General features: G+C 47.1%; 18 protein-coding genes. 8 read left to right on the top strand and 10 right to left on the bottom strand.

Translation table 11 applies throughout. The features are described from left to right. Positions 1-73: 73 nt before the first annotated feature. From CF168_RS18755 to nadC, 10 genes are all read right to left on the bottom strand, one after another. A complete protein-coding gene (locus CF168_RS18755; RefSeq protein ID WP_089068631.1) occupies positions 74-610 on the bottom strand; it encodes a thioredoxin family protein in 537 nt (178 codons plus the stop codon). Positions 611-757: 147 nt separating this feature from the next. Next, the gene (gene mutT, locus CF168_RS18750) at positions 758-1,156 is read right to left on the bottom strand and encodes an 8-oxo-dGTP diphosphatase MutT (RefSeq protein ID WP_089068630.1); all 399 of its coding nucleotides are present in this window, start codon (positions 1,154-1,156) and stop codon (positions 758-760) included. A gap of 34 nt (positions 1,157-1,190) precedes the next feature. Then, the gene (gene yacG, locus CF168_RS18745) at positions 1,191-1,400 is read right to left on the bottom strand and encodes a DNA gyrase inhibitor YacG (RefSeq protein WP_011621218.1); all 210 of its coding nucleotides are present in this window, start codon (positions 1,398-1,400) and stop codon (positions 1,191-1,193) included. A gap of 122 nt (positions 1,401-1,522) precedes the next feature. Further along, on the bottom strand, positions 1,523-2,257 hold the full coding sequence (gene zapD, locus CF168_RS18740; protein WP_086903878.1) for a cell division protein ZapD: 735 nt from the start codon (positions 2,255-2,257) through the stop codon (positions 1,523-1,525). Next, positions 2,250-2,867: a dephospho-CoA kinase gene (coaE, locus tag CF168_RS18735; RefSeq protein ID WP_089068629.1), complete on the bottom strand. Its 618-nt coding sequence runs from the start codon at positions 2,865-2,867 to the stop codon at positions 2,250-2,252. Before coaE ends, zapD begins: the two co-directional genes overlap by 8 nt. A 92-nt stretch (positions 2,868-2,959) precedes the next feature. Further along, positions 2,960-3,886, bottom strand: a complete 927-nt coding sequence (locus CF168_RS18730; RefSeq protein ID WP_089068628.1) for a prepilin peptidase — start codon at positions 3,884-3,886, stop codon at positions 2,960-2,962. A gap of 55 nt (positions 3,887-3,941) precedes the next feature. Continuing rightward, complete coding sequence (locus CF168_RS18725) at positions 3,942-5,207, bottom strand: type II secretion system F family protein (RefSeq protein WP_089068627.1); 1,266 nt, start codon at positions 5,205-5,207, stop codon at positions 3,942-3,944. A gap of 128 nt (positions 5,208-5,335) precedes the next feature. After that, positions 5,336-7,045, bottom strand: coding sequence for a type IV-A pilus assembly ATPase PilB (pilB, locus tag CF168_RS18720; protein ID WP_089068626.1), 1,710 nt, complete (start codon positions 7,043-7,045; stop codon positions 5,336-5,338). Positions 7,046-7,059: 14 nt separating this feature from the next. Next, complete coding sequence (locus CF168_RS22680; RefSeq protein ID WP_430980748.1) at positions 7,060-7,491, bottom strand: pilin; 432 nt, start codon at positions 7,489-7,491, stop codon at positions 7,060-7,062. A gap of 1,252 nt (positions 7,492-8,743) precedes the next feature. Next, positions 8,744-9,625, bottom strand: a complete 882-nt coding sequence (gene nadC / locus CF168_RS18710) for a carboxylating nicotinate-nucleotide diphosphorylase (RefSeq protein ID WP_089068624.1) — start codon at positions 9,623-9,625, stop codon at positions 8,744-8,746. A 250-nt stretch (positions 9,626-9,875) separates the two neighbouring features. On the opposite strand from nadC, the gene ampD reads away from it, so the two are divergent. The 8 genes from ampD to CF168_RS18670 all read left to right on the top strand — a co-directional run bounded on the left by ampD (position 9,876) and on the right by CF168_RS18670 (position 26,152). Beyond that, the gene (ampD, locus tag CF168_RS18705; RefSeq protein ID WP_089068623.1) at positions 9,876-10,415 is read left to right on the top strand and encodes a 1,6-anhydro-N-acetylmuramyl-L-alanine amidase AmpD; all 540 of its coding nucleotides are present in this window, start codon (positions 9,876-9,878) and stop codon (positions 10,413-10,415) included. Positions 10,416-10,493: 78 nt separating this feature from the next. Further along, positions 10,494-11,345: a beta-lactamase regulator AmpE gene (ampE, locus tag CF168_RS18700; protein WP_089068622.1), complete on the top strand. Its 852-nt coding sequence runs from the start codon at positions 10,494-10,496 to the stop codon at positions 11,343-11,345. Positions 11,346-11,713: 368 nt separating this feature from the next. Further along, a complete protein-coding gene (gene pdhR, locus CF168_RS18695) occupies positions 11,714-12,466 on the top strand; it encodes a pyruvate dehydrogenase complex transcriptional repressor PdhR (RefSeq protein ID WP_011070781.1) in 753 nt (250 codons plus the stop codon). 80 nt (positions 12,467-12,546) lie between these two features. Beyond that, positions 12,547-15,213, top strand: coding sequence for a pyruvate dehydrogenase (acetyl-transferring), homodimeric type (aceE, locus tag CF168_RS18690; protein ID WP_011621230.1), 2,667 nt, complete (start codon positions 12,547-12,549; stop codon positions 15,211-15,213). A gap of 12 nt (positions 15,214-15,225) precedes the next feature. Next, positions 15,226-17,262 (top strand): pyruvate dehydrogenase complex dihydrolipoyllysine-residue acetyltransferase, encoded by a 2,037-nt coding sequence (gene aceF / locus CF168_RS18685; RefSeq protein ID WP_089068621.1) that lies wholly within the window; start codon positions 15,226-15,228, stop codon positions 17,260-17,262. A gap of 149 nt (positions 17,263-17,411) precedes the next feature. Further along, a complete protein-coding gene (gene lpdA, locus CF168_RS18680; RefSeq protein ID WP_089068620.1) occupies positions 17,412-18,839 on the top strand; it encodes a dihydrolipoyl dehydrogenase in 1,428 nt (475 codons plus the stop codon). 378 nt (positions 18,840-19,217) lie between these two features. Next, complete coding sequence (locus tag CF168_RS18675; protein ID WP_167373670.1) at positions 19,218-23,702, top strand: EAL domain-containing protein; 4,485 nt, start codon at positions 19,218-19,220, stop codon at positions 23,700-23,702. Between the two features lie 230 nt (positions 23,703-23,932). Further along, the gene (locus tag CF168_RS18670) at positions 23,933-26,152 is read left to right on the top strand and encodes a patatin-like phospholipase family protein (protein WP_167373669.1); all 2,220 of its coding nucleotides are present in this window, start codon (positions 23,933-23,935) and stop codon (positions 26,150-26,152) included. Positions 26,153-26,162: the final 10 nt, after the last annotated feature.

Raw genomic sequence — 26,162 nt, 5'->3', positions numbered from 1 at the left:
CTCAGCTCCATTTTAAAAAGATAAAGGCCGCCAAGTGTACACTTAGCGGCCTTTATTATTTAGCGACTCGAGATTACTTTAAAATCTCGACTAAATCTTTTTCGAGTGAAACGGTTGGACGTTCAACGATGCGGCCAATTTCTTTACCCTGTTGTAGCACGATAAAAGTGGGAATACGTTTGAATTCGTATTTTGCCGCCAGTCCTTCGGGATCTTGCTTGCTGCGATCAACGCCAATATATGTCACTTTGATATTGGGGTTAGCCACTTCTTCCATAATGCGAATAAAGCGTGGGGTTTCGCGATGGCAGTCTGGGCACCAAGTGCCGATGATGACCACGATTTCGGTTGGCTCAGCGATATTTTTAAGAGGGGCTAAGGATGCGGTATCCACCTGATAGCTCTTGTAGCCCTCAGCAAACTCATTGAGATCTTTTACTAAATGTTGCGCTTCAACTACACCAGTTAAAATCACTTCTTGTTTCTCCTCGCTGCAGGTGGCAATCAAGCCCTGTTGTTGCTCTTCAAAGCCACAGCCGCCATTTGCTAGTACTTGGCAACTAAAAAATAACGCGGTCGTGGCGAGTAATGCTTTGACGTTATTGTGCATGATATGCCCTCGAAATCGAAGAAGAATAATGAGATTGCATTCAAACACTAATTTGCGCTTTCTAAAAGTTGCGGATGAATTTGCTGCAACCCAGATCACGTAACGCTAATGTAAAACCTAAATCTTGCCTGCAAAATAGCGGTTTTGTTACTCGGTTTGTGCCAACAATTTACTGAGAATGGGTTTATTGGCTTCTGGGAAGTCGTAACGACTTAGCTCATGTTTATTGACCCAAGCAATCTGTTGCCCTTCAAGCCCTTGCGGTTCTCCCGTAAATTCACACACAGTGTGAATATCGAGTAGCACTTGTTTATCGGGATAATCGTAGCTTAGCGACATAAAAGGCTCGCTTGCACTGACGATTAGCGCGACTTCCTCTTTTAGCTCACGAATTAAGGCTTGGGTGACAGTTTCGCCCTGTTCGACTTTGCCTCCTGGGAATTCCCACTTACCGCCTTGATGTAAATGCTCAGGGCGCTTAGCGAGTAAGATTTGCCCGTTAGGGTTGAGGATAATGCCGACGGCAACATGAATGCGTTTTGTCATAAAATTCTGCTTATAAAGGGCTGATTATTGAGTATTACTCTTTGAAAAAGCTTTCTTCGTCGTAACCGAGTTCATCTAATGCGTCGAGGTCAAACTCAGATTTGACCGGAATAGCATGTTTTTCGGAGGCCCAATCGCCGAGGTCAATCATCTTGCAGCGCTCGCTACAAAAAGGTTTGAATTCCGATTGTGGAACCCATTCTACTGGGGTTTTGCAAATTGGACAGTTGACGGTTAACGGCATAATAGACTTCTCCTTAGCAGTCGACTGAAATAACAAGGGAATCGCTGAGAATCGCAAATATGCCCTGTAGGCAAAATTGGCTTTAACTCGGCAGCAGCTTAGAGGTCGTTAGTGTAAAGGCTTCAGGCACAGGTCGCTAGTAGGAATTCGATGCTGCGGTCTGAGTGGCGCTGTTGGTCGAATTGCACAAAGTGGATGGCGTAGCGATTGCGATGACCACTGATGGTGGGGTAGCAGCCGTGGGCGGCATCGACTTTGACTCGCACTAATGAGAGCGCTTGAGCACTATCACCTTGGTAAAAACCGGCATGGGCGGTGGCGTTATCGAAATGGGCGGTACTACGAGTTAACTGAAGCAAAAGCGTGATGGGAGTGAGAAGGGGATCAAAATGGCTGATCCAAGCTTGGTAATCTTGCTGTCTTTCTTCCCAAGGTTTGGCGAGCCAAAAATGCAGCTGGGGAAGGTCGAAGTTGCAGCAGGCACCTGGCATACCAAAACGCTGTCGCAGAGCCGATAAAAATCGGTCTTGTTTGAGTTGGCTGCCGCAGCGCTCGGGACGCTGTAGTGGCTCTCTGGCTTGCATTAATGCTTGAATGTAAAACTCAATCTGTTCGCTATCGACATGGTCGAGCTCTTGCCATTTACTCAGTTGTAGCAGATTACGTTCGATATCTTTAAGGACTTCGTTGCGATAGTCGCAACGCTCCGATAATTCGCACAGGGAGAAAAGAGGGTAGAAACATCTATGCTGGTGGTCGTGATTTAGGTTATTACTGAGCTGTTTATTGAGATATTCGAGCCGCAAGTAGCTACGGATTTTCTCATTTAAAGGCTGTTCATAAACTAAGTCAGTCATGGGCGTCGTGATTACCGGATAATTGTAAATAGCGCTGGTGCAATGCTTGCACCTCTTGTTTTAGTGTTGATATCTCTCCCTGATTATCAATAATGTCGTCGGCTCTGGCGAGCTTGTCACTGCGACTACATTGGCTATTAATGATGTTATTTACCTGAGTGGCGTCCACATTGTCCCGTTTTACGGTACGGCTGATTTGCAACTCCGGCGAAATATCCACCACTAAAGTCCGATTGACTAACCTATCTAACCCGTTCTCAAATAGCAAGGGTACGACCATAATTACATAGTCAGAGGTTGCATTTTCGACTTGTGACAACATTTCTTGGCGGATCATAGGGTGGAGTAACTGATTCAACCATTGGCGCGCTTGTTCATCGCTAAATACTCGTTGTCGTAGCTTTGCTCGGTCAAGCTCACCAGCCTCGGTTACTATTTCAGTGCCGAAGTGAGTGATAATGGCTTCGAGCCCTTTTGAGCCTTTTGCTACCACTTCGCGAGCCACTATATCGGCATCGACTAAATCGACACCTTCTTCGGCAAATAAGTTGGCAACGGTAGTTTTACCGCTACCAATGCCACCCGTTAGACCTACGACAAACTTGGACATAAGATTCCCATCTAGATAAGGCACTTAATCGATTTGGACTATTCTGCACGATATTGAATGCTAAACACTGAAGAAAGATACTGACAGTGTTTTTATAGCGTACTTAGATACCAATCGACTATAGGTTGTCCCCAGATCAGAGCTATCCAACCAGCTGCGGCAATATAAGGCCCAAAGGGGATTGGATTGGCTAACTGATTGCGTTTGAGTACGATGAGCGTGATGCCAACAAGGGCGCCAACTAAAGAGGACAGTAAAATGACTAGGGGGAGCATTTGCCAACCTAGCCATGCACCAAATACGGCGAGCAGTTTAAAGTCGCCATAGCCCATGCCTTCTTTACCTGTGAGCAGTTTAAACAGCCAAAACACCGACCAGAGGCTCAAATAGCCCGCTGCAGCACCTATAACGGCATCGGTTGGAGTGGTAAAGGTCTGGTTGAGGTTAATGAGTAATCCTAGCCATAGGAGTGGAAGGGTCATTTGGTCTGGCAGTAGCATCTCATCCAGATCGATACCCGTTAATGCAATCAATACAAAGGTTAATACTGCAGCAAACACAAATTGCCAGCTAGGACCAAAATGCCAGGCGAGCGTTGCTACGAGTAATCCTGTTACAAACTCAATAATCGGATAGCGAGAGGAGATCGATGTATTGCAGGCGGCGCATTTTCCCCTGAGCATTAACCAGCCCACAATCGGCAAATTATGCCAAGGCTTGATTGCGGTCTTACATTTAGGACAGGCGGAACCTGGCACCACGAGATTGTATTTTTCAGGGTAAGTATCTATCGGCTTATTGAGCTTTTCAATCCCAACCTGCTCTACTACATCTGCATGATATTCCTGTAGATATTGATTGCACTCCTGTTGCCACTCGCGCTTCATCATTACCGGAAAGCGGTGAATGACGACATTTAAGAAGCTGCCAATAGTGGCGGCAAACACAAAACTTAATGCAATAAATAGCCAAGGACTCTGAGCTAGAGAGTGGCTTAAAAGAGATATAAAGTCTGACATTGGTAGTTCTTATTCTTAATTATTCAATCAGTTAGTTGGGTTCACTATGTGAAGCTTAACCCACGACATTACCCATTTGGAAAATCGGCAGATACATACCGACAATTAAACCGCCGACCAAGGTGCCAATGACTACCATCATAATGGGCTCGATAAGGCTTGATAAGCCATCAACCGCATCATCGACCTGCATCTCATAAATATTGGCTACTTTATTGAGCATATTATCGAGTGAGCCAGATTCTTCACCGATCATCACCATTTGGATCAGCATATCGGGGAAAAGCCCTGTGGTGCGCATGGCGACGTTCATCTGCATCCCCGCCATCACTTCTTGACGCACTTTTAGCAATGCCGCCCGATAAACCGCATTACCAGAGGCTCCAGCAGCTGACTCCATACCGTCAATTAAAGGCACCCCTGCGGCAAAGGTAGTGGCTAAAGTACGGGAAAATCGTGCCATCGCTGCTTTATGCAATATCTCGCCGATAACGGGAATTTTAAGCACAAGCTCGTCTATTCGGTCCCTAAACATTTGCGAATTGCGGTGGGCGCGGACAAACAACCAAATACCTATAACTATTGCTGCGAAGAAAATATACCAAGAGCTCTGTAAAAAGCGTGAAATACCAATAATGAATTGGGTAAAAGCGGGGAGTTCGGCACCAAAGCTTTTAAAAATATCTTCGAATTGAGGGACAACGAATAGTAGTAATAGTGTTGTCACTAATATTGCCACCACTACAACGGCAGCAGGATAAAACATTGCCTTTTTAATTTTGGATTTTAAGGCTTCGGCTTTCTCTCTATAGGTTGCGATTCGATCGAACACTGCATCGAGGGAACCTGAATGCTCACCAGCAGCGACTAAATCGACATAGAGATCATCGAAATAGCGTCTATGGGGGCGTAGTGAGTCTGATAATGGTATGCCCGATTGTACTTCTGCCAATATAGTACCTAGCAGTTCGCGCATTTTTTGCTTTTCATGGCCACGACCGAGCATTTCTATAGTGGTCACTAAGGGGACACCTGCTGCCAGCATAGTTGCAATTTGGCGGGTCACCATGGCGATATCCATAGGTTTGATATCGGGATTTCGAGCGAAAAGAGGAGATGCCTTTTTGCGGACAACTTTAGGATTAACCCCTTGGAGTTTTAGTTGGCTTTTAACCTCGGCGACACTGGCGCCTTTTAATTCGCCACCGGTTTTTTTGCCGTCGCGGTTTAAGCCTTTCCATTCAAAGGTATAGATCTTAGGTTGGCTTTTTTGCTCGTTCTTTTTGGCACGAGGCTTTTTTACTGTCGTTGCCGTCGCCATAGATAGTCCCTATTAGGCATTAATTAGCTATAAGTTTATTATCACTAGATTAGTATATATAGCGAAACAAAAAGTGGTTATATAAAACCGTTAAGCGAGCTATGTCGCGTAGCCTAAAACTATGTGTTTTAAAAACTTGTGACTCGGTTTACTTCGGCAATACTGGTAACCCCTTGAATAACTTTAAGTAGGCCTGATTGACGAAGGTCACGCATCCCCTGTGCTTTGGCTTGCTCGGCAATTTGTAATGAATTGCCGCCTTCCATAATAGTGCGGGCGATTTCATCGGACATTTTCATCACTTCGTAAATACCGACCCGTCCTTTATATCCGCCAGAACAATGCTCACAACCTACAGGTTTATAGGTGGTAAATCCTTGAGCGATTTGCTCATCGGTAAAGCCTAAACGTTGTAATTCATGTTCAGGGATCTGTTCGGGTTGCTTGCATTCAGTGCAAAGTCGTCGTGCCAGTCGTTGAGCAATAATAAGATTAACAGAGCTGGCGATATTATAGCCGGGTACACCCATATTGATTAAACGGGTTAAGGTTTCCGCTGCCGAGTTGGTATGCAGCGTTGATAATACTAAGTGGCCAGTTTGCGCGGCTTTAATGGCGATTTCGGCGGTCTCAAGGTCACGGATTTCCCCCACCATGACCACATCGGGGTCTTGACGCAAAAAGGAGCGTAGCGCCGAGGCAAAGGTTAAACCTGCTTTTAAATTAATATGAACTTGGTTTACACCTTCAAGGTTAATTTCTACCGGATCTTCGGCGGTAGAGATATTGCGCTCGGCGGTATTGAGGATATTTAAGCCTGTATAGAGTGAAACCGTTTTACCCGAACCTGTTGGGCCTGTGACTAGAATCATTCCTTGGGGTTTGGCAAGCATCTCAAGGTAGAGCTTTTCTTGGTCAGGCTCATATCCTAGTTTTTCAATGCCGAGCTGTGCGGAGGAGGAGTCTAATATCCGCATTACAATTTTTTCACCCCAGAGCGTCGGCAGCGTGCTCACCCGAAAGTCAATTGACTTAGTGCGGGAAAGCTTCATCTTAATCCGCCCATCCTGAGGGACGCGGCGCTCGGCAATATCGAGTTTTGACATTACCTTTAATCGAGCAGATAGGCGTCCCGCTAGGCTAATTGGCGGTTCGGAGACTTCATGCAAAATACCGTCGATACGAAAACGAATGCGATAACGTTTTTCATAGGGCTCAAAGTGAAGGTCGGATGCTCCCCTGCGAATGGCGTCGGTGAGGATTTTATTGATATAAATAACAATTGGTGCATCGTCGCTGCCATCACCAGCGTTTTCCTCTTGGCGCTTATCAGTATCGGTAATCTCAATACCCGCTAAAGCGGCCTCGTCCATACCGTCTAGATCTAGGCCGGTGATATCTTCTTCTAATACCTTTTCAAGGGCTTTAGCCAGCTTATCTTCTTCAACTAGAATGGCTTCGGCATGCAGCCCTGCACTGAATTGAAACTCTTCGAGGGCGGCAATATTAGTTGGATCTGAGGTGGCTATATAGAGACGATTACCGCGTTTAAACAGCGGTAGACAGCGATGTTTTTCAATCAGCTTTTTATTAATAAATTCTTCGGGAATGGCACTAATATCAAATTCAGCTAAATCGAGTAGTGGAGTGCCATACTCTTCATAGCAAAGCTCGGCAATAGCACGTGCAGATAAAAACTTATTGGTAACCAAGGTGGCTACCAATGAAGTTCTATTTTTTCTAGCTAAAACAACGGCCTCCGTCATCCTGCTTTCATCAAGCAGACCTTTTCGGATAAATAGAGTTGATAAGCCCAAGTGGAGGGCCGTTGTTGGCATTGTTTTTACAGTTTTTACTGATCTTTACACCAGCCTTTAGTTAGACAACTGGGAGTGGTGGTTGATGTAATAGTCCAAGACGTCACTGTTGCATTTGGAGTTGCAATTAAATTAGCGCTATCAACAGCACCTGTTCCTGCTGCGGTCACAACGCCATCAGCAACACTTAAAGTATCCAAGTTATCAAAAGTACCTGTAGTTATTGCAGCGGAAAGCCCATTAGTACCTGAGTCACATAGAGTTAGATCGTTGGTTTCTTGAAAACAAATAGTTACTTGTGTTCGAGCTGCGCCAACAGCATTTACCACTTCAGAGAATCGAGATTTCTTAGTGTAATCTTGGTATGCAGGTAGTGCGATTGCAGCCAAAATACCGATAATGGCAACTACAATCATTAACTCGATCAAGGTGAAACCTTGAGCTTGCTTGTTTAAACCTTTATTCATTGCTTTCATTTCTTTCTCCAGCTTACGCAGTATTAATTAACAAGTTAACTTGTAGTCACCCAATGATAAGTAAAAATGTTTATTTTACAATCACTTTCGCTTATCTGTTTTACTTTTTAGCTTTAGTCACTGTGTACAGTGCTTACAACCGTTAAGCCTATACTATGTTGGCTGATAAATCGATTTAAACTGTAACAATTTACCAACATATCATCTTGTATAGGTCATCGTTTGATGTATCGTCAAACATTTTGCATCTATCAATGTGCTCTTTAAATGTGGCTAACATGCTATTGAGGTCGCAAGCCATACCAAATTGCACTGGTTTCGCATAGTTAGGGGTAAATTATCCTAAAATCATCTCACCCGTAACAGACGCTAAACCTAACTCGCTATACTTAACTCTTTTGGCAAGAAGCTATGTGTCATGAATAAGCACTTCACATATCCCTTGCGCCAATCCTTTGCTGCCTTTCTGTATCCCTTCATACAGTGAGTGAGATACAAAAACTCCATGTCTTTAGTGTGTCTAGCATGCCGCTATTTCCACTCCAGTAAAAGTTAGTACAAAGTTAAAAAAAAGGGAACTGCTTTTGGGTGAAAAACACTAATAAAATGATTATTTTGTCTAAAAAGTTGACATTAAAACGTATTGCGTTCTAACAAAAAAATGACAGTGATACAAATGTTGGCGTTATTTAACTTTGTGTCAAAACTGCGACGTAATTTTGATGATAATTGAGTTAGGTAAAGTTTGGCGATAGACGCATTAGTTTTAGTAGTCTTTGATTAATAAAAAGGAATGAAAATGCTTTAAAGTATTTTAAATCAGCTAGTTATTGTTTTTTGCATTGTATCCAATGTCTGATTGTGGACAGTCTAAGACTAACGCTTTGTCTTTATTGTTTATAATTTAGCGTAATATCGAAGCTATTTTAGCCAGTATTTATGAATTAATAGCGAAAGCTGTCCTCAGTGAGCGATTCATAACTACCAAGGCAGGCGTTTTTGTGATTTAAAAAATGCGTAAAACGAAAATGTTATAGCAATATGCCATTTTACATATTGAGAAAATAACACAACAAATGGCGAGAGGGCTTTGAACAAAATTAGGAAAGAACAGATAAAAAACGCAGGCAAAACTGATAGATAAAAGCGGCTTAGTGTTAAGCCGCTTTGGGTTAGGTTGCTTGAAGGTGGGCATCTAGTGGATCAGAGTGCTATTGATAGCCCAAGCTTGGATCTAATAAGACTATGACTTGAGTCTGAGTGAGAGGTCGAGGGCGCGAACGTGCTTTGTTAGTGCGCCGACGGAGATATAGTCAACCCCAGTTTTGGCAAATTCTGCCAAGGTATCTAAGGTGACATTGCCTGAGACTTCCAGCTTGGCGCCGCTACCTTTCGCTTTGTATTGATTATTCAACTCAACAGCCTCAACCATCATGGTGATGTCAAAGTTATCTAACATGATGATATCTGTGCCTGAATCTAGCGCTAATGCGAGCTCTTCTAAGGATTCGACTTCAACTTCTACGGGTTTATTCGGGTGCAAGCTGCGTGCAGCATCCACCGCTTGGCGTATGCCACCGCAGGCCATAATGTGGTTTTCTTTAATTAAGAAGGCGTCAAACAAACCGATTCGATGGTTTTTACCACCGCCACAGGTCACCGCGTATTTTTGAGCCGTGCGTAGCCCTGGGATGGTTTTGCGAGTATCGAGTAAGCGTGTGTGAGTGCCCGCTAACTTATCCACATAATGTTTTGTCAGTGTCGCTACTCCTGACAAGGTCTGAATAAAGTTCATTGCAGTGCGCTCGCCCGTAAGGATAGTGCGGGCTGGGCCTGATAGTTCACATAACACTTGGTTTGGTAGCACCAGATCGCCATCATCAACATGCCAGTGCAGTGCGACTTCGCCACCTAATTGATTGAAGACTTGTTCGGCCCAAGCTTTTCCGCAAAAAACACCTTCTTCGCGGGTGATTAAGGTCGCTTCGGCATATTTATCAGCAGGAATAAGTTGGGCGGTAATATCGCCGTAGGCAATGGTTTTGCTGTGCTCGTTGATCTCGGTGCCACCAAGGTCTTCATTGAGGGCGGTTTTTACGGCGTGGCGAATATCGTTCTCTAGCATGATTGGGTCCTTGCATTCTTGCATGCCACAGATGGCGTGCTTGAAATTGCTTGCTTGCATTTAGGGCTAAGATTACCACCTAGTGCGAGTGATAAAAAGTCACAGGAAGTGTGCCGATTGAGATTATCCTGCTAACTGATGATGGTTTGGGGCGTGGCTGGTTATTTCACCTTTGTCATTGAATTGCATATATTCAGTCACTTAATGCTGTTAGAGTAGTGGCATTATGCCTGTAATATAGGAAGAGCTTATGCGCTTTGATGCCGGATGGTTTTCCTTGGCTCGACGCTGTGAGTCACCGCATTTTAACCGTCGCCCATTTGGGGAAATTAGCTTGCTGGTGATCCACAATATCAGCCTGCCAGCGGGATGCTTTGGACTTCCCTATATTGATCAATTATTTCAAGGGTGTTTAGATACCAAAGCAGATGAAAGTTTCGCCGATTTAGCGGGGCTACAAGTGTCAGCACATTTTTTAATTCGCCGCGATGGTGAATGTGTGCAGTATGTCAGTTGCGAAGATAGAGCCTGGCACGCAGGCGTATCTCGTTATGGCGAAAGGGAAAATTGTAATGATTTCTCTATCGGTATCGAGCTTGAAGGCACAGATACTGAGCCCTATACTGCGGCCCAATATCAGCAGCTCACAGAGTTGACTCGGGCCTTATTAGCGCAGTATTCCGCATTAACAGCACAGCGGATTGTGGGGCATTGTGACATTGCACCGATGCGCAAGACGGATCCAGGCCCAAGCTTCGACTGGGAAAGGTATTTAACCGCGTTAGGCTAGAAGCAAAGAGGAGCAAGCGAAGGGGAGGATTTCTGATAACCCTGAGCGTTTCCGGCTTTTTTACAAGGAGTATTACCGATGGCATTATTTTCATTACTGGTCGCCATTCTTGTGGAACGATTGAAGTTCCTTCCCGCTTCGTGGCAGAGCGATCGCGTACTGCAATCCTATCAATCCACTTTCTTTGGTGACAAAGCCTCGTTAACCAATACCAGTATGTTGCTCGCCTTAGTGTTGCCAGCCTTGGTCGTGCATGTTTTGGGTTGGGTTGCGTCTGGCATGTTTTGGGGGTTATTAACCCTTGCCCTGTGGGTGGTGGTGGCAATTATTTGCTTTAATCATCAAAAACAGCGCGATAGCTTTAAAAAGTATATGCAGGCGGCGTGTCGCTCCGACGTGCAAGCCTGTTACCATTATGCCGCCGAATTAGATTGCAGCGAGTGTTTAGATGCGGTGTCTGAAAAAGACTTAGGCGCCAAGGTTGGGCAGAGTGTTGCTTGGATTAACTATCGTTATTATGGGGCAGTGGCATTGTGCTTTATCTTCCTAGGCCCGGTTGGCGCAGTTTTATATTGCACCGCGCGTTTTTATGCCGAAGAGAATGTACGTAAATCCCTTAACCTACCGCTTATCGAAGATATTATGTTTGTGCTGGATTGGATCCCAAGCCGGGTATTTTCCTTTGGCTATGCGCTCAGCGGTCAGTTTAGTGAAGGGCTATCGGCGTGGCGTGATCATGCTTTAAATATTCATGCGAGTGCGAGACAAGTGGTGACAGAAACGGCGTTAGCCTCTCAGCCGCTGCCAGAGGAGTCGAGTGCACCAGTTTGTGTACAATCGACCTTAGCATTATTAGTCTTAAGTAAACGCAACTTTACGCTGATGGTTGCTGTGCTGTCGCTATTGACCATTTTTGGCCTAGTGACTTAAGCCGTCGTCGCCACGTGACATTTTATAGAAGGAATGGGTGAAGGTGATTCGCCAATTCCTTTTTGTTTTTAGGGCGTTTAAACCGACATATCTGCTACGTCACAGAATGCTATTTCGCCACTGTCTTTTGGAATGATTTTCGGTGAAAATGCCTTTTACTCAGAGGCTTATTTGGCATTCATTTACTTATGTCAAATGGTCTGACCCCATAGTGACATTTTTAGGCTATGCTCTCACATCGTGAGCGGTTTTGAATGGGATCACCTTTTAAGGTCGATTTTCAATCTAGACATCAAAAGTGTGATTTGATAAAGTGCGCTCACTCATAAAAATTGGTAAGACCAATTTACAACGGAGCTGAGCGCCTAATGGCCTATAGTAAAATTAATCAGCCAAAAATTTCTGATGTGATCATGGCGCAACTCGAGCAGATGATCCTCGAAGGCAGTTTACAGCCGGGTCAGAAATTACCGCCGGAGCGCGAACTGGCCATCCAGTTTGAAGTGTCTCGCCCTTCACTGCGTGAAGCCATTCAAAAGCTTGAGGCGAAAGGGCTATTAATGCGCCGTCAAGGCGGCGGTACTTATGTCAAAGAACAACTCTGGCAGAGCCTTGCCGATCCTATCGTTGAATTAATGACTGCCGATCCAGAAAGCCAATACGACTTGCTGGAATTCCGTCATGCGACCGAAGGCATGATGGCCTATTTTGCCGCATTGCGTGGCACTGACGCCGATATGCAAAATATCAAGCGTATGATCCTTGAGGTGGAAGCCGCCACCAATATCGAACAACAAGCCGCCGCGATTGTGCGTTTCTATCGCGCCGTCGCCGAAGCGTCACACAATGTGGCTATGTTGCATCTCGTACTCAGTTTAACCCCTGTGCTGCATAAGAATGTGGCGCAAAACTTGGAGCTTTTAAGCCGCCGCGAAGAAGCCTCCACTATGGCCAACGATCACAGACGTGCTCTGCTCGCTGCTATCGTTCGTCGTGATCCTGAAGCCGCCAGAGAAGCCTCGAATGAACACTTAAGTTACATCGAAGAGGTGATGTTATCTGTGCGGGAAGAAGATAGCCGGTTGCAGCGAAGTTTGCGCCGTTTAAAGAGTGGCGCTTAAGTTCTCGACTTTAGCACTCGCTAAAGCGGAATATGCCGCAAACACCATTCATCATCATGTATATAGAGAAGGACAGTGTCATGTCTGAAGATATGCTACAAGACTTAGATCCGTTAGAGACTCAGGAATGGGTTGACGCCCTGCAAGCTGTATTAGAACAGGAAGGCCCTGAACGCGCCCATTTCTTATTAGAGAAACTGATCGATAAAGCCCGTCGCAATGGCACGCACTTGCCTTACACTGCGACCACGGCCTATTTGAACACCATTCCAGCGGGTCAAGAGCCGCACATGCCAGGCAACCAAGAGATGGAACGTCGCATTCGCGCCATCATCCGTTGGAACGCCTTAGCTATGGTTCTGCGTGGTTCTAAGAAAGATTTAGAGTTAGGCGGCCATATTTCGAGTTTCGCGTCGAGCGCAACCATTTATGACGTGTGCTTCAACCACTTCTTCCGCGCGCCAAACGAGAAAGACGGCGGCGACTTAGTGTATTTCCAAGGCCATATCGCCCCAGGTATCTACGCGCGTTCATTCTTGGAAGGTCGTTTAACGGAAGATCAACTGGCTAACTTCCGTCAAGAAGTGGATGGCAAAGGTTTATCTTCTTATCCGCACCCTAAGTTGATGCCTGACTACTGGCAATTCCCAACGGTTTCTATGGGCTTAGGTCCAATCCAAGCGATTTACCAAGCTCGCTTCTTAAAATACCTGACTGACCGTGGTCTGAAAGATTGTTCTGATCAAACCGTTTACTGTTTCTTAGGTGACGGTGAGTGTGACGAGCCAGAAGCCTTAGGTGCTATCGGTTTAGCTGCTCGTGAAGAATTAGACAACTTAGTCTTCATCATCAACTGTAACCTGCAACGTCTGGACGGCCCAGTACGTGGTAACGGTAAGATCATCCAAGAACTGGAAGGCGAATTCCGCGGCGCTGGCTGGGAAGTGGTGAAAGTGATTTGGGGTCGTTACTGGGATCCATTATTGGCCCGCGATACCAGCGGTAAGTTGCTGCAGTTAATGGAAGAAACCGTTGACGGTGAATACCAAAACTGTAAAGCCAAAGGTGGCGCTTATACTCGCGAACACTTCTTCGGCAAATACCCAGAAACCGCCGAAATGGTCGCGAACATGTCAGATGATGACATTTGGCGCTTAAACCGTGGTGGTCATGACCCAGTTAAAGTGTACGCGGCATTAGACCATGCGCGTAAGACTAAAGGTCGTCCAACTGTGATCCTAGCGAAAACCGTTAAAGGTTACGGCCTAGGTGATGCGGGTGAAGGTAAGAACATCGCGCACAACGTGAAGAAAATGGGTATCGAGTCTATCCGTTACTTCCGCGATCGTTTCAATATCCCCATTCCAGACGATCAATTAGAAGATCTGCCGTTCTACCACCCTGGTCCAGATTCGGAAGAAGTGAAGTACATGATGAGCCGTCGTGCCGAGCTGCATGGCAGCGTGCCACAACGTCGTGAGAAGTTCAGCGAAGAGCTGGAAATTCCATCACTGAAGATTTTCGACTCGATTCTGCAGGGTTCTAACGGCCGTGAAATTTCGTCAACGATGGCGTTTGTTCGCGTACTGACCGCACTGTTAAAAGACAAGAAAATTGGCAAAAACATCGTGCCAATTATTCCTGACGAAGCGCGTACCTTCGGTATGGAAGGTCTGTTCCGTCAAGTGGGTATTTATGCTCACGAAGGCCAAAAATACGTTCCGCAAGACTCTGACCAAGTGGCTTACTACCGTGAAGATAAGTCAGGCCAAGTACTGCAGGAAGGTATTAACGAATTAGGTGCTATGTCATCTTGGGTATCGGCAGCGACCAGCTACTCAGTGAACGATGTGCCAATGATCCCATTCTACATCTACTACTCAATGTTCGGTTTCCAACGTATTGGAGACATGGCTTGGGCAGCGGGTGATATGCGTGCACGCGGCTTCTTAGTCGGTGGTACGTCTGGCCGTACAACCTTAAACGGTGAAGGTCTGCAGCATCAGGACGGTCACAGCCACGTACTGGCTAACACCATTCCTAACTGTATTACCTACGATCCAACTTACGGTTATGAAATTGCTGTTGTGGTACAAGATGGTATTCGTCGTATGTACGGCGAGAATCAAGAAGATATCTTCTACTACCTGACCACAATGAACGAAAACTACGAGCAACCAGCCATGCCAGAAGGCGCAGAAGTTGGCATCGTTAAAGGTATCTACAAGTTAGAAACCGTTGCCGGCTCGGGTAAAGGCAAGGTTCAGTTAATGAGCTGTGGCACCATTCTTGAGCAAACCCGCAAAGCGGCTCAAGCACTGGCAAAAGACTTCGGTATCACTGCCGACGTATTCAGCGTAACCAGCTTCAACGAACTGACTCGCGATGGTCAAGCGGTTGAGCGTTGGAACATGCTGCACCCAACTGAAACGCCAAAACAAGCGTATATCAGCCAAGTGATCTCCAGTGATGCGCCTGCAATCGCAGCGACTGACTACATGAAGATCTATGGCGAGCAGTTACGTGCATACATGCCAACCGATTACAAAGTGTTAGGTACTGACGGTTTCGGTCGTTCAGACAGCCGTGACAACCTGCGTCACCACTTCGAAGTGGACGCTAAGTTCATCGTTATCGCGGCACTGAAGTCACTGGTTGATCGTAAAGAGCTGCCTGTTGATGTGTTAGCGAATGCCATCAAGGAATACGGCATCGACGCTGACAAGATCAATCCACAGTACGCGTAAGAGGCAATAAAAATGGCTGAATTAAAAGAAGTTTTTGTTCCTGATATCGGCGGCGATGAAGTACAGGTTATCGAAATCTGTGCTTCTGTGGGCGATACCTTAGCAGCGGAAGAGTCGATTCTGACCGTTGAAAGCGACAAGGCGACCATGGACATTCCTGCGCCTTTCGCGGGTGTGTTAGCCGAATTGAAAGTGGCCGTCGGTGACAAAGTCAGCGAAGGTACCTTAATTGCGATGATGCAAGCAGCGGGCACGGCTAATGTTCAAGCTGCGCCTGTTGCTCAAGCTGCCGCTCCTGCGCCAGCCCCAGCAGCACCTGCTCCAGTACAAGCGGCTCCAGCCCCTGTGGCTGCCGCGCCAGCGACGGGCGCAACCCAAGTGGTTGAAGTCACTGTGCCGGATATTGGTGGTGACACCGATGTGTCAGTTATCGAAGTCTTAGTTGCCGCTGGCGATAAGATTGAGGTTGACGCTGGCCTTATCACGCTTGAAACCGACAAAGCGACCATGGACGTACCATCGCCATTCGCGGGTGTGGTAAAAGAAGTGAAAGTGGCAGTGGGTGACAAGGTTTCTCAAGGCTCATTAGTGATCATGCTCGAAGTGGGCGGCGCGGCACCTGCTGCAGCGCCACAAGCGAGCGCGCCAGCAGCCTCTGCACCTGTCGCTCAAGCGGCTCCTGCTGCGCCTGTTGCTCCAGTAGCCGCTGCAGCACCAGTGGTTGCGGTTAAAGAAATCCAAGTGCCTGATATTGGCGATGCAAGCAATGTCGATGTGATCGAAGTGCTCGTGTCTGTTGGCGATGACATCACAGTTGACCAAGGTTTAATTACCCTTGAAACCGACAAAGCGACCATGGAAGTTCCTGCGCCATTCGCCGGTAAGCTGTTGTCGTTAACCGTTAAAGTGGGTGACAAGGTTTCTCAAGGTAGCGTGATTGCGACGATTGAAACTACTTCTGTTGCAACAGCAAGTGCAGGCAGTGCGCCAGCGCCAGTAGCTCAAGCCGCAGCACCTGCACCAGTTGCCCAAGAAGCTGCACCGGCGCCTGTTGCAGCCGCTCCTAGCCGTCCACCAGTTCCACATCACCCAAGTGCGGGTGCGCCAGTGGCAACCGGTGTGGTTCATGCGTCTCCAGCGGTTCGTCGTTTGGCCCGAGAATTCGGTGTGGACCTCACTCAAGTGACGGGTTCTGGCCGTAAAGGTCGCATCATGAAGGAAGACGTACAGGCGTATGTGAAGTACGAACTGTCTCGTCCTAAGGCGACAGCAGCAACTTCAGTTGCAGCGGGTAACGGTGGTGGTCTGCAAGTGATTGCTGCACCGAAAGTGGATTTCAGCAAGTTTGGTGAAGTGGAAGAGATTCCATTAAGCCGTATCCAGAAGATCTCTGGTCCAAACCTGCACCGCAACTGGGTAACCATTCCTCACGTGACTCAGTTCGATGAAGCTGATATCACCGAAATGGAAGAGTTCCGTAAGCAGCAGAACGACGCGGCGGCGAAGAAAAAAGCCGATTATAAGATCACTCCGCTGGTCTTTATGATGAAAGCCGTGGCGAAAACGCTGCAACAGTTCCCAGTGTTCAACTCAAGCTTAAGCAGCGACGGTGAATCACTGATCCAGAAGAAGTACTACCACATCGGTGTGGCGGTTGATACGCCAAACGGTCTAGTGGTACCTGTGGTACGTGACGTGGATAAGAAAGGCATCATCGAGTTATCTCGTGAGCTGGCCGATATTTCTGTCCGTGCCCGTGACGGTAAGCTCAAATCTGCCGATATGCAGGGCAGCTGCTTCACTATTTCAAGCCTAGGTGGCATTGGTGGTACTGCGTTTACCCCAATCGTTAACTACCCAGACGTGGCGATTTTAGGTGTGTCTAAATCTGAAATTAAGCCTAAGTGGAATGGTAAAGAGTTCGAGCCTAAATTGATGTTGCCACTGTCGCTATCATACGATCACCGTGTGATCGATGGTGCTATGGCTGCACGCTTTAGCGTGACCCTGTCAGGAATTCTGTCCGATATTCGTACTTTGATTCTGTAAACAAATAAGGCTGCTCATCTTGAGTGGCCTTTTGTTTATTGTGATCAGTATCAAACACAGGTTAAAATGCGCCCACCTTACGCGCTGGCGCATTTTCGGTTGGCAGGATTACTCTCCTCCAACGGATTGAATGAGAATTAGAGGAAAACATGAGTAACGAAATCAAAACTCAGGTAGTGGTATTAGGTGCAGGTCCTGCGGGATATTCTGCTGCCTTCCGTGCGGCTGACTTAGGTCTGGAAACCGTTATCGTTGAACGTTTTAGCACTTTAGGTGGCGTGTGTCTGAACGTGGGTTGTATCCCATCTAAAGCCCTGTTACACGTTGCTAAAGTTATCGAAGAAGCCAAAGCCGTTGCTGCACACGGTGTTGTGTTCGGCGAGCCAACAATCGACTTAGACAAGTTACGCAGCTTCAAGCAAAAAGTGATCAGCCAGTTGACTGGTGGCTTAGGCGGCATGTCTAAAATGCGTAAAGTAAACGTTGTTAATGGCTTCGGTAAATTTACTGGCCCTAACAGCTTAGAAGTGACCGCGCAGGACGGTACTGTGACTGTCGTTAAGTTTGACCAAGCGATCATCGCTGCGGGTTCTCGCCCAATCAAACTGCCATTCATTCCCCATGAAGACCCACGTATTTGGGATTCGACCGACGCATTAGAACTGAAAGAAGTGCCTGGCAAACTGCTGGTAATGGGCGGCGGTATCATTGGTTTAGAAATGGGTACTGTTTACTCTTCTCTGGGCAGTGAAATCGATGTGGTTGAAATGTTCGACCAAGTGATCCCTGCGGCTGACAAAGACGTCGTTCGCGTATTCACTAAGCAAATCAAGAAGAAATTCAACCTGATCCTCGAAACTAAAGTGACTGCAGTTGAAGCCCGTGAAGACGGTATCTATGTTTCGATGGAAGGTAAGAGCGCGCCAACTGAGCCAGTACGTTACGATGCAGTGTTAGTTGCTATCGGTCGTACGCCAAATGGCAAGTTGATCGACGCTGAAAAAGCGGGCGTTAAGATTGATGAGCGTGGTTTCATCAACGTAGACAAGCAATTACGTACAAACGTACCGCACATCTACGCAATCGGTGACATCGTTGGTCAACCAATGTTGGCCCACAAAGGCGTGCACGAAGGCCACGTAGCGGCTGAAGTGATCGCGGGTATGAAGCACTACTTCGATCCAAAAGTCATCCCATCAATCGCTTACACAGACCCTGAAGTGGCCTGGGTTGGTCTGACTGAGAAAGAAGCTAAAGAGCAAGGTATTGCTTACGAAACAGCGACTTTCCCATGGGCAGCCTCTGGCCGTGCAATCGCTTCAGATTGCAGCGAAGGTATGACTAAGCTGATTTTCGATAAAGACACTCACCGCGTTATCGGTGGTGCTATCGTGGGTGTGAACGGTGGCGAACTGTTAGGTGAAATCGGTCTGGCAATCGAAATGGGTTGTGATGCTGAAGATTTAGCATTAACCATCCACGCTCACCCAACGCTGCACGAGTCAGTGGGTCTAGCGGCTGAAATCTACGAAGGTTCTATTACTGACTTGCCAAATCCAAAGGCAAAGAAAAAGTAATTTAGCCTAGCTACAAAAAGCGCCTTAAGGGCGCTTTTTTATTGTCTTGCGAAAATTGTAACGCTAATGTGAATAAGCGGGTGAATTGAGGCTTTTGAACTGCTACAGTACATTTATACCCAAGCGACCTCAAAATACGAGTTTCAGAGCGCCTAGGGGGCTTCGATTCAAGGCGCATCAAGGAAAAAATGTCGGCCACCTTTTGAATTGATGCAACACGGAAGTGGAGTGCCCTAGGCGCTCCGTCCCGGCGGGGTTTAACGCACTTTATGCCGTGTTGGCTATTTTTGACTTAGCCCACTAGGCCTACAAATAGCCGCCTTGCTTAAAGTGCGTTAAATTCCCGCTGAATTCTGCATTTTGAGGTGGTTTGGGTATATGTATGAAGTAAGCCATCAAATGCAAACAAGAATAACTAAAACACTTCTGGCATGTTTCATCCTTTTTGTCTCTGGTCTGAACATGGTTTGGGCTGGTGGATTTGTGCAACGTATTTTCACCGACCGAGATGGATTAGCCGCCACCAGTATCCGTGGCTTGACCTTAGATGACCATGGTTTTGTCTGGGCGGCGACCGAGCAAGGCTTATATCGCGTTAGTAATTCTAAGGTCAGACGCATAGACAAAACGGGCAGCGAGTCCCGCCTTGCGGATGATTTCCTCAACTCAGTGGTTAACGTCGGGCAAGACAAGCTGCTGGTCAGCACCAACGCAGCGCTGTATCTCTACGATATCCGTGGCAATCAATTTACGCTGTTTGGCTCACCCGATTTGTTCCCGCACTTTCCCGGTGGCGCCATGCTGTCAGCGGCGCGGATGGATGCCCAGCGTTGGCTATTGCTGATTGATAATGGTCAGATTTATCAATATTCCCCTGCGACTTCTGAACTCACTCTGGTGACTCAACTGGCGGTTAATCGCGATCTGCCTTGGCGCAAGTTATTGGTGCTCCCCAATGAGCAAATCCTGCTGGCTGGGCAATTTGATTTATTGCTGCTGGATAAGTCAGGTAAAACCCTCAGCAAATACCCATGGACTGAGTCTATGGGAAGCATTCTCGATATGCTTGAGGATACGAAACACCGCGTATGGTTGGCGACGAGCCGTGGCGTGTATCGTTTCGAGCCAAGCACACAACAACTTGAGCCCGTGCCTGAATTACCCGATTGGAGCACTGTGATTGTTGAAGACCCTAAAGGCTCGCTATGGTTTACCAGTCGTTTTGGCCTATTGAAATGGTCGCCAGAGACTCACCAGATTGAGAATTATCAGGAGGAGCTGAAAAAGCAGGCCAATATGGAAATCCTCAAGGCCATGCTGTTCGATGATTCGGGTTTGATGTGGGTGGGTGGTTCTGGCGATGGCTTGGCGCTGCTGGCATCGCGGCCCGATTTTATCTTAGAGACCTATACCGCCGATAAACCCTACGCACTGGGCGATGCCATGATTTGGTCGGTGTTTGCGGCACCTGAAGGGCTCTGGCTTGGCTCATCTAATGTGATGTTTATTGCCAAGGATACACAGCAAACCATAGATATCCCGATTGAAGGTTTACTGCCCCACGAGAGCATTTACGATATCAGGGCATTTGCCGAGCATTACTTGTTGGTCTCAAGCACGGGTGGCCTGTTTGTGGTTGATAGAACAAGCTTTAAGGGCGAGAGCTTTGCAAAGTGGATCAATGGGCAAGATGAATTTAAAAACAAGCTGGTTTATCGCACTTATGTCGACCCGCAGCTAAAAGGGCGGGTGTGGATCGCCAGTTCCACCGGCCTGTATTTTTGGGAGGCCGATTTAAAAGCTCCGCAGGCCTTCAATATCGACAAGCCTGCTAAAGATGCGGTGGAACCCAAGCGTCCGGCGATTAGAACCTTGTATCGCGCCTCCGACGGAAAGCTGTGGATCGGCGGTAAGCGAGTTTTTGGCTATTTGGATGAGGCGAATGAGTTCCACGATCAGCGAAGCCTATTCAATGGCTTGAGCGCCATGCCCACCGTTAGTCATATCGAGGAAATGTCACCTGGGGTGATGTGGTTTGGTTCCTACGAAAAGGGCTTATTCGAGTATCACCTCAACAGCAGTGAACTGGTTTCGCTGACTGCGCTGTGGCAAGTGAACTGCAGCTCAGTGTTTTTTATCCAAAAGACGCCTAAAGCTAATCTGGTGGCCTGCGCTGATTCACTGATCCGCCAAGATGTAGCAACCGGCCATATCGCCATGTTTAACCAACTCGATGGGCTGATTTCCGATGAAATGAATGAAGGAGCTTACTTCTATTCGCCCGAGTTTGGTCTATATCTTGGCACCCCGGAAGGGGTTATGCACTTGGATGTAGATAAGCTGGTCAACCGGATCACCGATGACCATGTGATGCTCGAGTCTGTGTCTGTCTATTACGATAACAGCACCGAAGTTTCCCTATTACCCCAGCCCATGATGGTAATTAAACCCGATGCCAACATGGTGAGTTTACAGATCACTAACCTCGATTATCTCGATGATTCGCCAATTCAATTTAAATATCGACTGCGCTACCAAGGGGAAGAAGATAACTATGTACTGCTGCAAGGCGAGTCGCAGATAAACCTCGCTGGACTGGCGGCGGGTGAGTATGGGCTGGAGATTTTAAGTCAGGTGAATGGGATCTGGTCGGATAAACCCTTCGCTTATCCCTTCTATGTTGAGCAGCATTGGTGGTTGACTCAAGGCTTTAAGGGCATCTTGCTACTGATCTTTTCGATCATCGCATTGAGTTTAGCCTGGTATCGTCAGCGCCAAGTTCGGACCTTTATGACGATGAACCAAGCGTTGACCGAGAGTGACGACCGTTTGCGTCAGTCCCTGCGCGGGAGCGATTCCGATCTCTGGGAATGGCATAGAGATACCCAGAGCTTTTACCTCGATAACCGTGGCGCCGTGCTAGGTAACCATGCCAATGAGATTGTGGTTACCCTCGAGACTCTCCCCGTCCACCCAGAGGATAGGGATAAAGCCTTAGGTCAATGGAACAGTATGTTAGCGGGTGAAGTTGACCGCTTTGAGGCGGAATATCGTTATCAACGCCGCAGTGGTAATTGGGGCTGGTTAAGAGTGAGGGGCCGCCCTGTGTCGCGCAATCGCACGACCCATGAGATTGAACGGGTAGCGGGGATTTATAGCGACATTACCCTGCAGCGTCAGCTAGAGGATGAAATCAATCTCCTCGCCCAAGCCTTTGAAAACACTTCAGAAGGGGTGTTGATCTTAGACGTGGATGAAAATATTCGAGTGGCAAACCATGCGGCGCAACAAATCATTGGTTCTGAGCAGCATGATCTCGTTGGACAATCTTTTTCTCAATTCGTGCAAATGAAGGATGGTCTCTCGACCGAAGTGCATCAGTTACTCGGCCAAGACAGTTCGTGGACGGGTGAGCGTGAGTTAGTGGGGCAGAATGGGCTGATTTGCCCCGTATGGCTTAACGTCTCGGTGATGCAGTCGACGAGTGATAGCTCAGTACACTATGTGATTGTCTTTTCAGATATTACCGAACGAAAACGTACCGAGGCTGATCTGAGGCGATTGGCGAATTATGATGTGTTAACTGGGCTGCCAAACCGCTCACTGTTTTCGAGCAGGTTATTGCAATCGATTCAGACCGCGCAGCAGACTGGTGAAAAGCTGGCGCTTTTATTCCTCGATCTCGATCGCTTTAAACATGTAAACGACTCCTACGGCCATAGCATGGGCGATGCCTTGCTAGTCGAAGCCTCCAACCGCTTGCAGTCTTGCATCGGCAGTGAGCATTTGCTGTGTCGTTTTGGCGGCGATGAGTTTGTGATCCTGCTGAGAAATGCCAATAACTTAAACGAGATAAACCACATTGCCGAGCGGTTACTCGCGCAAATTGTGGCGCCATTTAAATTGTTTGGTCGCGAGTTTTATATCTCCACCAGTATCGGTATCAGTATTTGGCCCGATGATGCGGTGCAGCCCGAAGCCTTTATTAAAAATGCTGACCTTGCCATGTACCACGCCAAGGAAGAGGGGCGTGGCAACTTTAAATATTATTCATCGGAGCGTAATGCCCAAGCCTTATACCATTTACGCTTGGAAGCAGATTTACGTAAGGCCATCGAGCGGGAAGAGTTTGAACTCTATTATCAGCCGCAGATTGATATTTTGCGGGGCGATAAATTTATTGGGATGGAAGCCTTAATTCGTTGGCGTCATCCGAAGGAAGGTTATATCCGTCCCGATATTTTTATTAAGGTAGCCGAAGCCTGTGGTTTAGTGGTTGAAATCGACCGCTGGGTATTCCGCCGAGCCTGTTCGGATGGTGCTAAATGGGTGAAACATTGCAACACTCCGTTCAAATTGTCGGTGAATATTTCGGCGGTGCATTTCCGTCAACCCGACTTTATTGATGGGTTAAAGAAAATTTTGGCCGATACACAAATGCCGACCTCATCCCTCGGGTTAGAAATCACTGAAGGAGTGTTGATGAAGGAAGTGCAAGCGGCGAAAACCCATCTGACTCAGCTTAAAGAGTTGGGAATTGAAGTGGCCATCGATGACTTCGGTACTGGGTATTCTTCGTTGGCTTACTTACGTCATTTTGATGTGAATACCTTGAAGATTGATCGCTCTTTCTTAATTGATATCGCCACCAACTCAGCGGATCAGGCCATTGTCAGCAGTATTATTGAGTTGGCCCGCAACTTGAAATTAACCGTGGTGGCCGAAGGGGTCGAAACCGTTGAGCAATTGGAGCAGGTCTTTAGCCGCGGTTGTTACATTGTGCAGGGCTATTACTTTGCCAAACCTATGTCTGTGGTCGAGTTCGAGCGCTATTTACTGAAAAAGAGTGTGCTTGGCTCTTAAGAGATTGTGTATTTCATCGGGCCCGTGGGTATTTTTACTTGCGGGCCCTTTGTTGTTATTTTGAGCTGCGTTTGCCGTATTTAGCCTGTGGTTTCACTCAAGGATTAGATGATGCGGTTTATTTTGTATCCCTTAATCACTCATCGGTTCAGATAAAATATCGCTGACGGTTAAATCAATAAATTTGTTAAGATAAGTTGAATTTTTTATCCAATAAAAAGTAGCCCACTATGATGCGTCGAATATTCGCCTCTGTCTTTTTATGTTTACTGTTAACGCCCTTGTATGCGGCAGAACGGCCTAAGGTCGGACTGGTGCTCAGTGGTGGTGGCGCTAAAGGTGCTGCCCATGTTGGCGTGCTTAAAATCCTAGAAGAACATCATATCCCCGTGGACTATATCGCCGGCACCAGTATCGGGGCCTATGTCGCCGGCATGTATTCTTTGGGTTACAGCGCCAGTGAAGTCGAAGCCATTATGATGGGTGTCGACTGGGATAGTGGTTATTCGGATACCATTCCGCGTAACGTCTTGAGTTACCGCGATAAACAGTTACGCGATCGTTACAATATTCCGCTTAATATCGGTTATACCGAGGGCGAAGTCCGGGCGCCGAGTGGCTTGCTGCGCGGGCAAACCATGTCGCAGCTATTACGCCAGTCCACGGATCTGGTGCAGCAATTTGGTGATTTTGATGCGTTGGCCATTCCCTATCGAGCGGTGGCAACGGATTTAGAAACCAGTTTACCCGTCGTCATCGACCACGGCAGCTTAGTCAAAGCCATGCAGGCATCTGCAACTGTACCTGGGGCGCTGCAGCCGACACAGATTGATGGCAAGTTGTTAGTCGACGGCGGGATTGCCAACAATATGCCCGTGGACGTAGTTAAGGCTATGGGCGCCGATATAGTGATTGCCGTGGATATCGGTTCGCCACTGGTGACCAAAGACAAGCTCGACAGCACGATTGCGGTGCTCGATCAGTTATCTAACTTCTTGACCAATGCCAGTACCGAAAAACAAAAACAGCTGCTTAGCGAGAAAGACGTATTGATCCGTCCTGCCATCGACGCCTTAAGCACCACGGACTTTACCATCATGCCTCTGGCGTTGACCTTGGGCAAAGAAGCCGCCAATGGTCAGCTGGATAAATTACAAGGCATGAGCGTCAGCGCCGAGGAATATGCGGCCTATGTTGAGGCCAAGAAGGCCAAAGGTAAGCAGCTGATGGCGGATGTGGCGCATCCAATCCAAGAAATTGTGTTCGATAATCAGTCGAAGGTGAGCCTTAACTTATTGAAGGAAACCTTAGATCTCAAAGCCGGCCAAGCCGTGACTAAGGATGAATTGAACGATGCCTTAAAACGCATCTATTCCCTGAATAAGTTTGAGCGCGTGGATGCCGAGTTTGTCGAGTCTGAAGAAGGCCGAGTGCTGACGGTGACCACCCGAGCTAAATCTTGGGGACCGAATTACTTCCAACTCGGATTTAACTGGGAAGACGACTTTAGCACCGAATCGGCCATCAGTTTCGATATGGCCTATACCATGACCGACTTAACCTTTAACGGCGGCGAGTGGCGTAACGAAGTCAAATTAGGCTTTGAAAAACTGTTTGCGACCGAGTTTTATCAACCCTTGGATAGGGATCAGGATTTTTATAGTCGTGCCCGTTATCAATACGATGTCCACAACTGGGATTTATACGATAACAATAACCGTGTTTTTGTCTTTGACAAGAAAACCCACACTATTGAATTAGGAATTGGTTATAACTATGTCTTGCAAGGGTTTATTGAATTTGGTTTAGTGGGGGAGAAAGGCGTTATCGTCAATGATGCCTGGTTGCTGAAGGATTTTGATTTTAACTCCTACGGTGCTTACTTGAGGGTTGGTTATGACAGCTTAGACAGTATTAGTTTCCCGACTTCGGGTAACCGCATCACCTTAAATGTGTATGTGCGTAATGAAGATTTTGACGATGTCGTTGATAACAATAAAAACGAATTTAGTGTTCAGGTTGAAGCCGATTGGAAAGGCGCGCTCAGCGTTGGCAATCATGCCTTTGTGGGTAAAGCGTCGCTTGCGACAAATAATAATGACGGACTTAATACGTTACACTTGTCCGATTTGGGCGGTTTCTTAAACCTTTCTGGTTATCACAAGGACTCGCTCACAGGGGCGCATAAGCTCTTTGGCGCCTTTGTCTATCAGTATGATCTGGGCCGAGATGCCTTATTAGGTATGAGAGATTACCCACTCTATTTAGGGCTAAGTTTAGAGGCGGGAAATGTATGGTATGAACGCTCAGAGGTATCCCTCTCAGACCTTATCTATGCTTCTAGCCTTTACATAGGTACAGATACTTCTATGGGGCCGGCAGCACTGGGCTTTGGTATTACAGATATGGGTGATAAATCCTTGTATTTATTTGTCGGTAAAGCCTTCTAAATCGATCGAA

The sequence above is a fragment of the Shewanella bicestrii genome (assembly GCF_002216875.1).
Lineage (GTDB): Bacteria > Pseudomonadota > Gammaproteobacteria > Enterobacterales > Shewanellaceae > Shewanella > Shewanella seohaensis.
This window is presented reverse-complemented; position numbering and strand designations above follow the sequence as displayed.

Bases quoted from the DNA above. Each gene is read 5' to 3' on its own strand.
- CF168_RS18755 (WP_089068631.1), bottom strand. From the start codon at position 610: ATGCACAATAACGTCAAAGCATTACTCGCCACGACCGCGTTATTTTTT.
- mutT (WP_089068630.1), bottom strand. From the start codon at position 1,156: ATGACAAAACGCATTCATGTTGCCGTCGGCATTATCCTCAACCCTAAC.
- yacG (WP_011621218.1), bottom strand. From the start codon at position 1,400: ATGCCGTTAACCGTCAACTGTCCAATTTGCAAAACCCCAGTAGAATGG.
- zapD (WP_086903878.1), bottom strand. From the start codon at position 2,257: ATGACTGACTTAGTTTATGAACAGCCTTTAAATGAGAAAATCCGTAGC.
- coaE (WP_089068629.1), bottom strand. From the start codon at position 2,867: ATGTCCAAGTTTGTCGTAGGTCTAACGGGTGGCATTGGTAGCGGTAAA.
- CF168_RS18730 (WP_089068628.1), bottom strand. From the start codon at position 3,886: ATGTCAGACTTTATATCTCTTTTAAGCCACTCTCTAGCTCAGAGTCCT.
- CF168_RS18725 (WP_089068627.1), bottom strand. From the start codon at position 5,207: ATGGCGACGGCAACGACAGTAAAAAAGCCTCGTGCCAAAAAGAACGAG.
- pilB (WP_089068626.1), bottom strand. From the start codon at position 7,045: ATGCCAACAACGGCCCTCCACTTGGGCTTATCAACTCTATTTATCCGA.
- CF168_RS22680 (WP_430980748.1), bottom strand. From the start codon at position 7,491: ATGAATAAAGGTTTAAACAAGCAAGCTCAAGGTTTCACCTTGATCGAG.
- nadC (WP_089068624.1), bottom strand. From the start codon at position 9,625: ATGCTAGAGAACGATATTCGCCACGCCGTAAAAACCGCCCTCAATGAA.
- ampD (WP_089068623.1), top strand. From the start codon at position 9,876: ATGCGCTTTGATGCCGGATGGTTTTCCTTGGCTCGACGCTGTGAGTCA.
- ampE (WP_089068622.1), top strand. From the start codon at position 10,494: ATGGCATTATTTTCATTACTGGTCGCCATTCTTGTGGAACGATTGAAG.
- pdhR (WP_011070781.1), top strand. From the start codon at position 11,714: ATGGCCTATAGTAAAATTAATCAGCCAAAAATTTCTGATGTGATCATG.
- aceE (WP_011621230.1), top strand. From the start codon at position 12,547: ATGTCTGAAGATATGCTACAAGACTTAGATCCGTTAGAGACTCAGGAA.
- aceF (WP_089068621.1), top strand. From the start codon at position 15,226: ATGGCTGAATTAAAAGAAGTTTTTGTTCCTGATATCGGCGGCGATGAA.
- lpdA (WP_089068620.1), top strand. From the start codon at position 17,412: ATGAGTAACGAAATCAAAACTCAGGTAGTGGTATTAGGTGCAGGTCCT.
- CF168_RS18675 (WP_167373670.1), top strand. From the start codon at position 19,218: ATGTATGAAGTAAGCCATCAAATGCAAACAAGAATAACTAAAACACTT.
- CF168_RS18670 (WP_167373669.1), top strand. From the start codon at position 23,933: ATGATGCGTCGAATATTCGCCTCTGTCTTTTTATGTTTACTGTTAACG.